Source organism: Albimonas pacifica (genome assembly GCF_900113695.1).
Lineage (GTDB): Bacteria > Pseudomonadota > Alphaproteobacteria > Rhodobacterales > Rhodobacteraceae > Albimonas > Albimonas pacifica.
Genome location: NZ_FOQH01000005.1, coordinates 421,454 through 434,702, shown reverse-complemented (window position 1 = coordinate 434,702; position 13,249 = coordinate 421,454). Strand labels below are relative to the sequence as shown.

Genomic DNA, 13,249 nt, shown 5'->3' with positions numbered 1-13,249 from the left:
GCCAGGGGGGGCGCCCGTCGTCCAGCCCAAGATGGGGGGTGACAGCCCTGCCGAGAACCGCAATAAATCGTCGGACATCATTGCAGTTTGCGGAACGATCCGATGCCCGGCGAGCTGGAGACCCTTCGCGTGTTCCTGGAAGTGGCGGCGCAGGAGAGCTTCGCCGCCGCCGCCCGGCGCCTGGGCCAGAGCCCGGCCGCCGTGACCCGCGCCGTGGGCGCGCTGGAGACGCGGCTGGGCGTGCAGCTCCTCCTGCGCACCACGCGAAGGGTCTCGCTGACCGCGGCGGGGGCGGCCTATGCCGCGCGGGTGCGCCCGCTGGTCGAGGGGATCGAGGTCGCGGCCGAGGACCTGCGCGCCGACACCGGGGCGCTCTCGGGCCGGCTGCGGATCAACGCGCCGATCTCGCTGGGCCGGCGGATGCTGCCCGAGGCCATCGCCGCCTTCCGCGAGACCCACCCGGCGGTGGAGTTCTCGGTGACGCTCACCGACCGGCTGATCGACGTGATGGCCGAGCCGGCGGACCTGGCGGTGCGCATCTCCGGCCAGCCCTCCGACAAGCTGACGATCTGGCGGCGGATCTGCCCGGTGCGCCGCTGCCTGGTGGCCTCGCCCGCGCTGCTGGCGCGCGAGGGGCGCCCGGCCGATCCCGGCGCGCTGGGCGGCTGGGCGCTGCTGGGCCACGGGCCGGAGGCGGGGCCGGAGGTGTGGGAGCTCAGCCGCGGCGCCCGGCGCATGCGCGCCACCGCCGGCGCCCCGGTCGCGGCCAACAACGGCGAGCTGATCGCCGAGCTCGCCGCCCGCGGCCAGGGCGCGGCGCTGCTGCCCCGCTTCATGGTCGAGGACAAGCTGCGCTCCGGCGCGCTGGAGGAGATCCTGCCCGAGTGGGAGGCGCCGCCGCTGTGGCTGACCCTCTACTATCCGCCCTACGAGCGGCTGCCGCGGCGGGTCGCGGCCTTCTCGGACTTCTTCGAGGTGCACGTCACCCGGACCCGCCCGGTATGAGCGCGCCCCGCCCCGGGGCGGCGGGGACTTGACGGCGGCAGGTTTCCGCCGTCAACCAATGGCCGCGCGCCGCCGGTCCCCTGCCGCGGCGCCCGAGGAGGGCTCGACGTGACGCAACCGGCGCCGACGCGATCCGATCGCGACCGTCCCCCGGACCGGGTGGCGGTGGTGGTCGAGGACGACGCCGACGCGCGCGCGGCGATCGACTCGCTGCTGCGCTCGGTGGGGATCGAGACGCGCCTCTTCGCCTCGGCCGCCGAGCTGCTGGCGGGCCCGATGCCCCCCGGCGCCGCCTGCCTGGTGGCGGACGTGGTGATGCCGGGGCTCACGGGGCTCGAGCTTCAGGCCCGCCTCGCCGAGCGGCGCTGCATCGTGCCCATCGTCTTCGTCACCGGCTATGCCGACGTGCCGATGGCGGTGCGCGCGGTGCAGGCGGGGGCGCTGGACATGCTGGTGAAGCCGTTCCGCGACCAGGCGCTGCTCGACGCGGTCGAGCAGGCCTTCGCCCGCCACCGGGAGCTGCGCGAGGCGGAGAGCGCGCTCGACGACCTGCGCGCCCGGCTCGCGAGCCTGACCCCGCGCGAGCGGGAGGTGATGCGGCGGGTGGCGCAGGGGCGGCTGAACAAGCAGATCGCCGCCGAGTTCGAGATCGCCGAGATCACCGTGAAGGTCCACCGCGCCAGCATGCTGCGCAAGATGCAGGCCCGCACCGTGGCGGAGCTCGTGCGCATGGCGGCCGCGCTCGAGCGCGACGGCGACTGACGCCCCCTGCCCCGGCCGCCCTATACCATGGGATAGGCGCGCTCGCCGCAACGGCTGATCCCCGAGGCCGAGGGTCCATCTGACGCCTCGCGCCCCCGCCGCCTAGGCTGTCTGCAGGGACGACGGCCGGGAGGATCCAGGGTGCTGCGCCAATCCATGTTCGCGCCCGCCGAGCGCGCGGTGGCGAGCCGCCTGCTGGCGGACGCCGAAGCCTCGCTCGAGCGCGACGCCCGCCGCACGCGCGAATGCCTGCGCCGCCTCGCCGCCCTGATCGAGGCGCCCTCCGACTCCGCGCAGGGCCCGGGCGCCATCGCCCGCGGCGGTCTCGCCCCCTGGCGGCTGCGCCGGGTCGAGGCGCATGTCGACCGCCGCCTCGCCTCCCCGATCGCGGTGGCCGAGCTCGCCGCCGTGGCGGGGCTGAGCGAGGGGCACTTCTGCCGCGCCTTCAAGGCGAGCGTCGGCCAGACGCCCCATGCCTTCGTGGTCAGCCGGCGGATCGAGCGCGCCCAGGACCTGATGCTGACCACCGCCGAGCCGCTGAGCCAGGTCGCCCTGCAGTGCGGGCTCGCCGACCAGGCGCATCTGACGCGCCTGTTCCGCCGCCACGTGGGCGCGACGCCCCTAGCCTGGCGGCGCACCTACCGGCAGGAGCATTGAGCGCAAGGCCCCCCGTTCGCCGTCTCACTCCGCCGCGGGCAGCCAGATCCGGAACACGGCCCCGTGGGAGAGGTTCGGCTCGGCCTCGATGCGCCCGCCGGCGGTCTCGACGATGGTGCGGCAGAACATCAGGCCCACGCCCATGCCCTCGGGCTTGGTGGTGAAGACGTTGGCGAAGAGCCGCCCCTCCCAGCCCTCCGGCAGGCCCTCGCCGGTGTCGCGCACGGCGATGGCGACCATCTCCCCCTCGCGCGCGGCGGTCACCGAGAGGATCCGCGGCCGGCTGGTCACGTCGCGCATCGCGTCGATGGCGTTGCGCATCAGGTTGACCAGCGCGAGCTGCAGCTTCAGCGGGTCGATCAGCACCGGCGGCAGGTCCGGCGCGAGGTCGGTGCGGATCACCACCCGTTCGAGCTCGGCCTCCTGGCGGCTGCGGGCGATGGCCTCGCGCGTCGCCACCGCGACGTCGACCCGCACGCGGTCCGCATCCTCCCCGCGGTAGGAGCCGCGCACCGCGTCGATCACCTGCGCGGCCCGCTCGCCGACGACGAGGATGCGCTCCAGCGCCGCCTCGGCCTCGCGCAGGTCGGGCGGGTCGCGCCGCAGCCAGCGCAGCCCCGCCGCCGCGCCCAGGCCGATGCTGGCGAGCGGCTGGCGCAGCTCATGGGCCAGCGCGCCCGAGATCGCCTCGACCAGGGTCAGCCGGCTCTCGCGGGCCCGGTCCGCGGCGAAGGCGGCGCGGGCCTGGCGGGCGTAGAGACGCGCGGCGCCGATCAGCAGCACCGCCAGCACCACGCTCGCCGCCGCCAGGCCGAACAGCCGCCCGGCCCACCAGCCCAGCGTCAGCCGGGTCCCCCCCGAGAGCCAGGCGAGCAGCGCGATCTCGATGATCAGCGAGATCAGCACCACGATCAGCCACAGGTCGAGCAGCGAGGCGAAGCGGCGCGCCAGCGCCGCGATGGCGACGAGGCAGATCGCGACCGCCGTCGGGGGCACCGCCCGCCACAGGGGCGCCACGTGCAGGGCGTCGCGCATGAAGGGCGGCAGCGGCATGTCGGTGAACAGCACCGCCCAGCCCAGGCCCGCGACCCCCGCCACGACCGCGGCCAGCGCGGCGGCCGTGGCCCCGCGGCCGGGCCCGCGGGCGCCCGCGGGCCGCCCCGCGGGCGCGAGGGCGTAGGCGAGCACGAAGAGCGGGAAGCCCAGCCGCGCGACCGCGGCGATGGTGGCGGTGGCGTTCAGCCGCCCCGCCCCCTCCAGCGCCGGGAAGGCGCCCGGGAAGGACAGGCCCCAGGGCACGATCATCGCGCCCGCGAAGAGATAGCCCGCCGCCAGCGTCAGCAGCCCGCGCGTGGGCTGCACCGCGTTCACCCCCAGCAGGAGACCGGCGGTCAGCATCTGGCAGATCAGGGTGGCGGCGACATAGGCCGCGGTCAGCGGCTCGGTCCCCGGCAGCCGCACGGTCGCGGACGGGGCCACGAGCAGCAGCGCCGCGACCAGCAGCCCCACCACCGCGCCGGCCTGCGCGAGATCCGCGCGCCCCGGCCGCTCGGTCGAGATCAGCAGGACCTGCGGCTCCCCCTGCCGGGACGCCGGGGGCGGGGCCTCTGCGCAGCGGCTCCGGTCCGGGCGCGGGTGCGGGCTCATCGGGCCGGCCGAAGCGCGCGACGGGGCGCCGGCCGGCGCGAGGCGCGCGCGCCGGGGTCGAGCCTTCGCTGATCTCGCCGGCCCATGTCGCGCTCGCTCCCCCGCCCGTCGCCGGATGCTTCCAGCGCCGGGATAGCGGGAGCGATCTTCATAGGCAATCGGCGCCGGGCGCGGGCGCCGCGGCGGCGGCGCAGGCGTCAGGGGCGCAGGCGGCGGGCGGCGTCGACCAGCTCCGGCAGGTTGCGCGCGCCCATCTTGCGCATCGCCGCGGCCCGGTGGATCTTCACCGTCGCCTCGGCGATGCCCAGCGCGGCCGCCGTCTCGCGGTTCGAGGCGCCGTCGGTCACCCGCTCCATCACCTCCCGCTCGCGCTCGCTCAGCGAGGCATGGGCCCGGCGCAGGGCGTCGAGGGCGCGCCGCTCCCGCCGCCGCTCGGCGTCCAGCGCCAGCGCCCGGTTCACCGCCTCGATCAGGTCGGAGGGCCGCACGGGCTTGGCGAGCACGTCGAGCGCGCCGTCCTTCATCGCCTGCACCGCCATGGGCACGTCGACATGGGCGCTCATCACCACCACCGGCGTCGCCGACCCCTCGGCGCGCAGGCCGGCGAGGAAGCTCAGCCCGCTGCGCCCGCGCAGGCGGATGTCGAGCACCAGGCACCCCGGCGCCTCCAGGCGCCCGGCGTCGACGAAGGCCTCGGTCGAGGCGAAGCACTCCACCCGCAGGCCGAGCGAGCGCAGCAGCCCGTCGACGGCCTCGCGCACGTCGGCGTCGTCGTCGACGACGAAGACGGTAGGGGCGGGCCCCTCCTCGTCAGCGTCCATGGCCGCAGGCGCGCGTCCGGGTCACGGCTTCGGCTCCTCCTCGGGGCGCGGGCGCCGCGGGCCCGGGCGCGGGGTCATGCGGGTCCCGCGTCGCGCGGGCGCGACGGCTCCGGCGCGGGAACGGGGTCGCCCCGCAGGGCCTCGACCGCGCCCATCGCCACCAGGAGCCAGGCGCCGGCGAGGCCGAGATGCTCGAAGAAGGCGTTGGCGGCGAGGCTGCGGTCAAGCCCCGGCGGCATCTGCCACCAGCGAAGCGCCAGGAACGTGGCCGCCAGCGTGAAGAGCCCGAGCGCCGCCGCCGCCGGCCGCCGCCAACGGCCGGCGAGGACCATGGCGCAGGCGCAGAACTCGAACGCCACCACTCCGACGGCGAAGAGCCAGGGCGGTTCGAGCCCGAAATGCGCCATCTCGGCCAGCGCCGCCTCGCGGTCGAAGAGCTTGGCGATCGCGCCCTGCAGATAGGCCGCGCAGAGGCCGAGCAGGCCCAGCCAGACCAGGACGCGGCGCGCGGCGGGGGGAACATGCGGCGCCATCGGCTCAGACCGCCCAGCAGGCGCAGCCGAGCGCGCCCCAGAAGGCCTTGAGGTCGCGCGTGGGGACGCCGCCGCCCCAGGCGTGGGCGTGGTCGTGGCCGTGCACCGCGCAGGCCGAGCCGCAGCCGCAGCCCGAGGCGGCCGCCCGCGCCACGGCCTGCCCCGCGCCGGGCGCCTTCCACCCGGCGTAGCCGCCCCAGGCGTTCACTGGCGACCAGTCCGGCATCGCCGGCGGCGGCCCGCCCGCGTCGAGCGCGGCGAACGCGCCCTTGGCGAAGACCACCCGGCCGCCCACCATCGTCAGGTCCGAGGTCAGGTCGGCGATCTCGGCGGTGGGCACCGCGAAATAGTCCCGGTCGGGCGCGATCAGGTCCGCGAGCATCCCCGGCGCGATCCGCCCCCGCCGCCCCTCGTCGCCCGCGAACCAGGCCACGTTCTCGGTCCACATCCTGAGCGCCTGGGTGCGGTCGAGCCGGTTGCGCTCGGGCGTCAGGACCAGCCCGCCGACGGTGCGCCCCGAGATCAGCCAGCTCAGCGAGACCCAGGGGTTGTAGCTCGCCACCCGCGTGGCGTCGGTGCCGGCGGAGACGCGGGCGCCGCTGTCGAGCATCCGCTTCACCGGGGGCGTCGCCTCGGCCGCCCTGGCGCCGTAGCGCTCGACGAAGAACTCGCCCTGGTAGGCCATGCGGTGCTGCACCGCCACCCCGCCGCCCAGCGCGGCGATGCGGTCGATGGAGCGCTCGGAGATCGTCTCGGCGTGGTCGAAGAACCAGTTGAGGCCGGCCAGCGGGATGTCGCGGTCCACCCGCTCGAACACGTCGAGCGCGCGGGAGATGGTCTCGTCATAGGTGGCGTGCAGGCGCCAGGGCCAGCGGTTCTCGGCGAGGATGCGCACCACCGCCTCCAGCTCGCCCTCCATCTCGGGGGCGAGCTCGGGGCGGGGTTCGCGGAAATCCTCGAAGTCGGCGGCGGAGAACACCAGCATCTCCCCCGCGCCGTTGTGGCGGAAATAATCGTCGCCCTGGCGGTATTTGACCGAACGGGTCCAGCGCAGGAAGTCCTCGGTCTCCTCCTTCGGCTTCTGGGTGAAGAGGTTGTAGGCGAGGCGCACGGTCAGCTCGCCGTCGGCGTGCAGCTTCTCGATGACCTCGTAGTCCTCGGGGTAGTTCTGGAAGCCGCCGCCCGCGTCGATCACGCCGGTGACGCCCAGCCGGTTCAGTTCGCGCATGAAGTGGCGGGTGGAGTTGAGCTGGTATTCCGGCGGCAGTTTCGGCCCCATCGCCAGCGTCGCATAGAGGATCCCGGCGTTGGGCCTGGCCAGCAGCAGGCCGGTGGGCTCGCCGTTCGCGTCGCGCTGGATCTCGCCGCCCGGCGGGTTGGGGGTGTTCCGGTCGTAGCCCACCGCGCGGAGCGCGGCGCGATTCAGCAGCGCCCGGTCGTAGAGGTGCAGCAGGAACACCGGCGTGTCGGGGGCGACGGCGTTGATCTCGTCGAGCGTGGGCAGGCGTTTCTCGTCGAACTGCGTCTCGGTGAAGCCGCCGACCACGCGCACCCATTGCGGGGGCGGGGTGACCGCCACCTGGGCGCGCAGCATCGCCATCGCGTCCGCGAGGCTGCGCACCCCGTCCCAGCGCAGCTCGAGATTGAAGTTCAGCCCGCCGCGGATCACGTGGGTGTGGTTGTCGATCAGCCCCGGCAGCACCCGGCGGCCGTGGAGGTCGATGCGCGCCGTGTCGGGCCCGGCCAGCGCCAGGATTTCGGCGTCGTCGCCGGTCGCCACGATCACGCCGTCGCGGACGGCGAGGGCCGAGACCTCGGGCGCCGCAGGGTCGAGCGTGGTCACGCGGCCGTCGATGAGGATCAGGTCGGGATGCATCGGGGATGCTCCTTGTCGGGGGATCAGCCGCGGTCGTCGGCGGAGGGAGGCTGCGGCGGACAGGCGGGCCCGGAGGCGCGGTGAGCGCTGGGCAGCTCGCCGAACAGGTGGTCGAGGCAGGGTTGCGGCAGGCGACGCTCGACCGCGGCGGTCTTCGCCTCGGTCCCGATCCAGCGCAGCAGCGGCAGGGCCTGCTCGCCGAGCAGGATCCCCAGCAGCCCGACCAGCGCCACCACCGGCGGCGCGGGCGAGCGGACCTGCAGGAGGCTGTAGATCACGCCGACCAGCAGGCCGCAGCCCAGCGACACGAGATAGATCTTCATGGCTTGTCTCCTTCCGGGAGCGGGCGGGGATCGCGGCCGGCGGGCGGCAGGCCGACGAGGTGGCGGACCTCGGGCGGGGCCTCGCCGCGGTGCCACCGGCGCAGGGCGCCCTGCAGGTCGGCCTGGACGCCCGCGGCGCGGGCGTGCTGGCGCAGGTGCTCGGCCCAGCTCTCGACCATGAACCACTCGACGATGCGCTCGGGGTCGGCGGCGTCCTCGGCCAGGCCCCAGGCGTAGGCGCCGTCGCGCCGGCGCTGGGGGGCGAGGCGGGCGGCGGCGTCGCGGAAGGCGATCCGGTCCGCGGCGGCGACGCGATACTCGAGCGTCACCAGAACCGGGCCGCGGTCGTGCTGGAGCTCGGCCGCCACCGCGGGCTCGGGCCAGTGGTTGGAGGGCGAGAGGTCCTGGTCCCCAGCCGGCAGCGGCAGGCGGCGCGCGACTAGCGCCGACAGCGCCAGGCCTGCCGCCGCGAGCAGCATCGCGCCCCGCAGGCCCAGCTGCTCGGCCGCGAGGCCCCAGCCCAGGCTTCCGGCGGTCATCGCGCCGTTGAACACGGTGAGGTAGACCGCGAGGCCGCGGCCCCGCACCCAGTTCGGCAGCACCCCCTGCGCGGTGCCGCTGAGCGTGGTCAGCGCCGCGATCCAGGCGCCGCCGATCAGCAGCGCCAGCGCCAGCGCCGCGGGTTTGGGCGGCCCCAGCGCCAGCGCCGCCACGCAGGGCGCCGTCAGCAGCGCCGCGCCCAGCAGGATCGCGTCGTTGTCGAAGCGCGCGCGCAGCGCCGGCAGCGCCACCGCCCCGGCGATGGCGCCCGCGCCGACCGCGCCGAGGATCACGCCGTAGAAGCCCGCGTCCCCCCCCAGCAGGTCGCGCGAGACCAGCGGCATCAGCGCCCAGACCGAGGCGCCGAAGGGGAAGAACATCGCCGCGCGCAGCAGGGTGCGGCGCAGCTCGGACGAGGCGCGGGCATAGCGCAGGCCGGCGCGGAAGGCGCCGGGGAAGCGTTCGGCCAGCCCGTCGTCGGCCGCGGCCGGCCGGCGCCACCACAGCAGCGTGGCGATGACGAACACATAGCTCGAGACGTCCGCGAGATAGGTCGTCCCCGCCCCCACGCCCGCCAGCAGCAGCCCGCCCAGCGCGGGCCCGATGGAGCGGGAGATGTTCACCCCCAGAGAGTTCAGGGCCACCGCGCTCTTGAGCTGGGGGCGGGAGACGAGCTCGGGCACGATCGACTGCCAGACCGGCCCCATCAGCGCCGCGCCCACGCCGGCGACGAAGGTCAGCCCCACCAGAAGCGGCAGGGTCAACGCATCGGCGAAGGCGAGCAGCGACAGCGCGAGGCTCGCCGCCGCCATCAGCAGCTGCACGCCCAGCAGCAGCTTGCGCCGGTCGACGATGTCGGCGAGCACCCCCGCCGGCAGCGCCAGCAGGAAGGCGGGCGCGGTGGCGGCGGCCTGCACGGTCGCCACCGCCGCGGGCGAGCCCGCGATCTCGGCGGCCATCCAGGCGCTGGCCACGTCGCGCATGAACGAGCCGGTGTTGCCCACCACCGTCGCCACCCACAGCGCGGCGAAGACCCGCTCGCGCAGGGGCGCGAAGGCGGAGACGGGCGCCGGGGCCTCGGGCGACGCGCTCATCGCGCCGCCTCCGGCGCGAGGGTCGAGACGACCTCGACCCGCATCCCCGGGCGGAACAGCTCGTCGGGGTTGGGCAGGCGCGCGCGCACGGTCAGCATGCCGGTGGCGGGATCGACGGTGGCGTCGGCGTGCTCGGGGCGGAGCGGCCCCGCGCTCAGCGCGCCGCCCGCCGTGCGCACCTCGAGCGCGAGGCGGGAGAACAGCGTCGCAAGATCGCTCGCCCCCGCCCGGCGCAGCGCCGCGAGGCGGTCGTCGTAGGGCACCTGGTAGGCCACGATCAGCGGATCGAGCTGCACGATCTCGGCGAGCGGCGGGCCCACGGCGGCCTCGACGAAATCGCCCACCGCGACGGCGGGCGCGCCGATGCGCCCGGCGAGCGGCGCGCGCAGCACGCTGCGCTCCAGCCGCAGGCGGGCCGCGCGCTCCTGCGCGGCGGCGCGCTCGGCGTCGGCGGCCGCGACCTCGGCCTGGGCGCGCGCGGCGTCGAGCCGGGCGGCGGAGGCGACGTCGCGCCGGCCCAGCTCCTCCATCCGCGCGGCCTCGGCCCGGGCGAGCTCGGCGCGCGCCCGGGCGGCGCGGGCCTCGGCCGCGGCGATCTCGAGGTCGAGGGCCTGGAAGGCGTCGTCGAGGCGGATCAGCGGGTCGCCCTTCTCCACCGCCTCGCCGCCGCCGAACAGCACCTCGACCACCTTGCCGTCGCGCCCGGTGGTCAGGGTGGCGCGGTTGGCGGCCTCGATCCGGCCCTGGAACAGCATCTCCTGCGCCGCCAGCGGCCCGGGCGGGGCCAGCGAGACCGCCCCCGCGAGGACGAGGGCCGGGACGGATCGGGCGAGGGACATGGGCGGCTCCGGGAACGGGGACGGGGTCGGAGATCGGCCGGGGCCGCCGCCGCGCCGACAGGCGCGGCGGCGGCGGACCTCACTCGGCGGCGTGGGCGGCGGCGGGGACGGGGGCCAGCGTCTCGCCATGGGTCACGCGCTCGGGCGCCTTGTGGACCATGGTGTAGGCGTAATCGACGCCCATGCCGTAGGCGCCCGAATGCTCGCGCACCACGTCCATCACCGCGTCGTAGCTGTCGCGCCGGGCCCAGTCGCGCTGCCACTCCAGCATCACCTGCTGCCAGGTCACCGGGATGCAGCCCGCCTGCACCATGCGCTGCATGGCGTAGTCGTGCGCGGCAAGGCTGGTGCCGCCGGAGGCGTCGGCGACCATGTAGATCTCGTAGCCCCCGTCGCGCATCGCCTCGAGCGCGAAGGAACAGTTGCACACCTCCGTCCACAGGCCCGAGACGACGACCTTCTTGCGCCCGTTGGCGGCCAGCGCGTCGCGCACCTTCTGGTCGTCCCAGGAGTTCATCGAGGTCCGCTCGAGCAGCGGCGCCTGCGGGAACACCGCCAGCAGCTCGGGGTAGGTGTGGCCCGAGAAGCCCTCGGTCTCGACGGTGGTGATGGTGGTGGGGATCGAGAAGATCTTCGCGGACTTGGCCAGCGCCACCACGTTGTTCTTCAGCGCCTGGCGGTCCATCGACTGCACGCCGAAGGCCATCTGCGGCTGCTGGTCGATGAAGATGAGCTGGCTGTTCTGCGGGGTGAGCAGGTCGAGTTTGCCGGACATGGGAGCCTCCTGTCGTCGGTCTGGGATCGGGGGGAGCGTCGCCGCCGCGCGCTCAGGCGGCGAGGAAGTCGAGCAGCAGGGCGTTGAAGACGTCGGGCGAGGTCTCGACCAGCCCGTGGGAGCCGCCGGGAACCACTTTCAGCACGCCCTTCGGGGCCAGCTTCACCGCCTTCTCGGCCGAGGCCGCGATCGGCACGATCTGGTCGTCGTCGCCGTGGACGAACAGCGCAGGCACGTCGATGGCGGCGAGGTCGGCGGAGTAGTCGACCTCCGAGAACTCGTGGATGCAGTCGTGCAGGCCCTTCAGCCCGCCCTGCATCCCCTGGCGCCAGAAGGCGTCCTGCAGCCCCTTCGAGACTGTCGCCCCCTCGCGGTTGTGGCCGTAGAAGGGGACGGCGAGGTCCTGGAAGAACTGGGAGCGGTTGGCCGCGACGCCCGCGCGGATCCCGTCGAAGACCTCGACCGGCAGGCCCTCGGGGTTGGTCTCGGTCTTGAGCATCAGGGGCGGCACCGCGCCCACCAACACCGCGCCCGAGATCCGCGCCGTTCCGTGGCGGCCGATGCAGCGCGCCACCTCGCCGCCGCCGGTGGAGTGGCCGACCAGCACCGCGTCGTGGAGGTCGAGATGCTCCAGCAGCTCGTGCAGGTCGTCGGCGTAGCGGTCCATGTCGTTGCCCTCCCACACCTGCTGGGAGCGGCCGTGGGAGCGGCGGTCGTGGGCGACGACGCGGAAGCCGCGGGACCCGAAGAACAGCATCTGCGGCTCCCAGGCGTCGGCGCTCAGCGGCCAGCCGTGGGAGAACACGATGGGCCGGCCGGCGCCGAAGTCCTTGAAGAAGATCTCGACGCCGTCGGAGGTGGTGAAGCGGCTCATGGAAACAGGTCCTGACTGGAGGGCGCCGGGCGGGCCGGCGCCGGGAACGGAACCGCCCGCGCGCCTCGCGCCCGGCGGAAGGGGCGGAGCGCGGCGTCCTCGCCGCCCGTGCGACGGCGGGCGGCGGGCCGGGGCGAAGGGGGCGTCATGCGGAGGCTCCTCGGGGCGGCTTGGGCGGGAGGATCGCGCCGACGGGCCGTGCGGGGATTGTCCGAAACCGACGCGATCTGGACAGGCCTGCGGTCAAAGGCCCGCCCGCGGCGTGCGCTGCCGACGGACGGCCCGGGCGCCGGCCCTAGGTCGCGCGCGGGCGGCCCGGGCGCGCGGCCGTCGCCGCCGGGGCCCTGCGTCGGGCGGCGCGCCTGGCCCGCCCCTCCCGGAGCGCGGACCGCCGACGTCGATCTCGACGACCCGGCGGCCGTCGTCGAAACGGCCGTCGCGGGCGGCGTCTCGCCCTCCGCGCGCCGCGCCTTCAGGTCCACCCCGCCCGCCGATGCCGACCGCTTCGTCGACCTCTCCGCGTGAGGCGTCGACTGCACGATCCGGGCGGGCTGGCTGCCCGAGACGAACCTGATGGCGCGGCGCGTCGGGCCGGTGGCGGGCAAGCGCGTCGCGAGCCCCCTGGGTCGCCGCGCCCCGCAAGCCGAGCCGCGTCGCGGGCCGCGCGGCGCGCGGCGGAAGCGGCGCTCCGCGAACCACCCGGAAGGCCGTTGCGGAAAGGCGCGCGCGATGCGCGCGGCGTCTTGACGGGCGCGGGGCGGACACGTAGATCAGCGATCAAGGCGGGTGTAGCTCAATGGTAGAGCAGAAGCTTCCCAAGCTTACGACGAGGGTTCGATTCCCTTCACCCGCTCCAAATCTTTGGATTTGTCGAACCATCTGAAATATAAAGATAAAAATAGGCCATTTTGGCCTGTGTAGGTATTGTGCAGAAAGATTTGCGGAATCGCTTCGCGGACGCGCGCGCAGTGTGCGTTCTGATGCCCCGCAAACGTGCCGATCAGTCGGCTTGCCCTGCCGGATCATCAAACGATTCTAGATCACCTCGTTGCTGCCGCTGTGGTGCGGCGCGCCGTATCAGAGCGTAGGATGCTGCCGGCAATAACGGCGCGGCCTAAGCCGCGCCGACCGTTCAGGGGTGGGTCGGGCGGGATGAAAGACAGAAAGGCCGCTCACGGTTGAGCGGCCTTTCTGTCTTTCAAAACAATGTACCTTGCCGACTGGCTTCAACGTAGCGCCGCCATGCAGGTGTGGCGGCTTCCTCGTCCAGCCATGCCGTGATATGCGCCACAACGTCACCGCCGTTGGCCTCCATGGTGCCGCACGGGTGGAAATGCGAGCGATAGCCTGTTTCCGTGATCGGCAGCGGCGCACGCTCGGGCTTGATACTGCGGATTTCAAGGTGGGCGATTACGCCCCATCTACAGGGGTTATAGATGGTCTCAATCTCGATGCTTTGCCATGTGAAGCGGTGGATTTGGATTTGGGGTTGCTGTTCCATGG

The 13,249-nt window shown here is 74.5% G+C and carries 13 protein-coding genes and 1 tRNA gene; 4 read left to right on the top strand and 10 right to left on the bottom strand.

The features are described 5' to 3' along the window. The first annotated feature begins 102 nt into the window (after positions 1-102). The 3 genes from BM064_RS13135 to BM064_RS13125 all read left to right on the top strand — a co-directional run bounded on the left by BM064_RS13135 (position 103) and on the right by BM064_RS13125 (position 2,424). A complete protein-coding gene (locus BM064_RS13135; RefSeq protein ID WP_092860223.1) occupies positions 103-1,005 on the top strand; it encodes a LysR family transcriptional regulator in 903 nt (300 codons plus the stop codon). A 108-nt stretch (positions 1,006-1,113) separates the two neighbouring features. Next, positions 1,114-1,767: a response regulator transcription factor gene (locus tag BM064_RS13130; RefSeq protein ID WP_092860222.1), complete on the top strand. Its 654-nt coding sequence runs from the start codon at positions 1,114-1,116 to the stop codon at positions 1,765-1,767. A 141-nt stretch (positions 1,768-1,908) separates the two neighbouring features. Continuing rightward, positions 1,909-2,424, top strand: a complete 516-nt coding sequence (locus BM064_RS13125) for a helix-turn-helix domain-containing protein (RefSeq protein WP_218161031.1) — start codon at positions 1,909-1,911, stop codon at positions 2,422-2,424. A 24-nt stretch (positions 2,425-2,448) separates the two neighbouring features. On the opposite strand, the gene BM064_RS13120 is transcribed toward BM064_RS13125, so the two are convergent. From BM064_RS13120 to BM064_RS13080, 9 genes are all read right to left on the bottom strand, one after another. Further along, entirely contained in the window at positions 2,449-4,071 is a 1,623-nt protein-coding gene (locus BM064_RS13120; RefSeq protein WP_092860220.1) for an ATP-binding protein, read from the bottom strand. A gap of 197 nt (positions 4,072-4,268) precedes the next feature. Then, positions 4,269-4,892, bottom strand: a complete 624-nt coding sequence (locus BM064_RS13115; RefSeq protein WP_092860219.1) for a response regulator transcription factor — start codon at positions 4,890-4,892, stop codon at positions 4,269-4,271. Positions 4,893-4,966: 74 nt separating this feature from the next. Continuing rightward, positions 4,967-5,425 (bottom strand): DoxX family protein, encoded by a 459-nt coding sequence (locus BM064_RS13110; RefSeq protein WP_092860218.1) that lies wholly within the window; start codon positions 5,423-5,425, stop codon positions 4,967-4,969. A 4-nt stretch (positions 5,426-5,429) separates the two neighbouring features. Next, positions 5,430-7,301 carry an amidohydrolase gene (locus BM064_RS13105; RefSeq protein ID WP_092860217.1) on the bottom strand — a complete coding sequence of 624 codons (1,872 nt, stop codon included), beginning with the start codon at positions 7,299-7,301 and terminating at the stop codon, positions 5,430-5,432. A gap of 23 nt (positions 7,302-7,324) precedes the next feature. Beyond that, entirely contained in the window at positions 7,325-7,624 is a 300-nt protein-coding gene (locus BM064_RS13100) for a DUF1427 family protein (protein ID WP_092860216.1), read from the bottom strand. Continuing rightward, positions 7,621-9,258, bottom strand: coding sequence for an MFS transporter (locus BM064_RS13095; protein WP_092860215.1), 1,638 nt, complete (start codon positions 9,256-9,258; stop codon positions 7,621-7,623). Before BM064_RS13095 ends, BM064_RS13100 begins: the two co-directional genes overlap by 4 nt. Next, positions 9,255-10,097 carry an efflux RND transporter periplasmic adaptor subunit gene (locus tag BM064_RS13090; RefSeq protein ID WP_177236243.1) on the bottom strand — a complete coding sequence of 281 codons (843 nt, stop codon included), beginning with the start codon at positions 10,095-10,097 and terminating at the stop codon, positions 9,255-9,257. Before BM064_RS13090 ends, BM064_RS13095 begins: the two co-directional genes overlap by 4 nt. Positions 10,098-10,176: 79 nt before the next feature. Beyond that, positions 10,177-10,872 carry a hydrolase gene (locus BM064_RS13085; protein WP_092860213.1) on the bottom strand — a complete coding sequence of 232 codons (696 nt, stop codon included), beginning with the start codon at positions 10,870-10,872 and terminating at the stop codon, positions 10,177-10,179. Positions 10,873-10,924: 52 nt separating this feature from the next. Beyond that, positions 10,925-11,746 carry an alpha/beta fold hydrolase gene (locus BM064_RS13080; RefSeq protein ID WP_092860212.1) on the bottom strand — a complete coding sequence of 274 codons (822 nt, stop codon included), beginning with the start codon at positions 11,744-11,746 and terminating at the stop codon, positions 10,925-10,927. 782 nt (positions 11,747-12,528) lie between these two features. On the opposite strand from BM064_RS13080, the gene BM064_RS13070 reads away from it, so the two are divergent. Continuing rightward, positions 12,529-12,602 (top strand) — tRNA-Gly (locus BM064_RS13070). A gap of 342 nt (positions 12,603-12,944) precedes the next feature. Here BM064_RS13070 and BM064_RS13065 read toward each other — a convergent pair. Then, a complete protein-coding gene (locus tag BM064_RS13065; RefSeq protein WP_092860210.1) occupies positions 12,945-13,247 on the bottom strand; it encodes a hypothetical protein in 303 nt (100 codons plus the stop codon). Positions 13,248-13,249: the final 2 nt, after the last annotated feature.

Excerpts from the sequence above, each read along its gene's own strand:
- BM064_RS13135 (WP_092860223.1), top strand. The coding sequence starts at position 103 with ATGCCCGGCGAGCTGGAGACCCTTCGCGTGTTCCTGGAAGTGGCGGCG.
- BM064_RS13120 (WP_092860220.1), bottom strand. The coding sequence starts at position 4,071 with ATGAGCCCGCACCCGCGCCCGGACCGGAGCCGCTGCGCAGAGGCCCCG.
- BM064_RS13115 (WP_092860219.1), bottom strand. The coding sequence starts at position 4,892 with ATGGACGCTGACGAGGAGGGGCCCGCCCCTACCGTCTTCGTCGTCGAC.
- BM064_RS13110 (WP_092860218.1), bottom strand. The coding sequence starts at position 5,425 with ATGGCGCCGCATGTTCCCCCCGCCGCGCGCCGCGTCCTGGTCTGGCTG.
- BM064_RS13105 (WP_092860217.1), bottom strand. The coding sequence starts at position 7,301 with ATGCATCCCGACCTGATCCTCATCGACGGCCGCGTGACCACGCTCGAC.
- BM064_RS13100 (WP_092860216.1), bottom strand. The coding sequence starts at position 7,624 with ATGAAGATCTATCTCGTGTCGCTGGGCTGCGGCCTGCTGGTCGGCGTG.
- BM064_RS13095 (WP_092860215.1), bottom strand. The coding sequence starts at position 9,258 with ATGAGCGCGTCGCCCGAGGCCCCGGCGCCCGTCTCCGCCTTCGCGCCC.
- BM064_RS13090 (WP_177236243.1), bottom strand. The coding sequence starts at position 10,097 with ATGTCCCTCGCCCGATCCGTCCCGGCCCTCGTCCTCGCGGGGGCGGTC.
- BM064_RS13085 (WP_092860213.1), bottom strand. The coding sequence starts at position 10,872 with ATGTCCGGCAAACTCGACCTGCTCACCCCGCAGAACAGCCAGCTCATC.
- BM064_RS13080 (WP_092860212.1), bottom strand. The coding sequence starts at position 11,746 with ATGAGCCGCTTCACCACCTCCGACGGCGTCGAGATCTTCTTCAAGGAC.
- BM064_RS13065 (WP_092860210.1), bottom strand. The coding sequence starts at position 13,247 with ATGGAACAGCAACCCCAAATCCAAATCCACCGCTTCACATGGCAAAGC.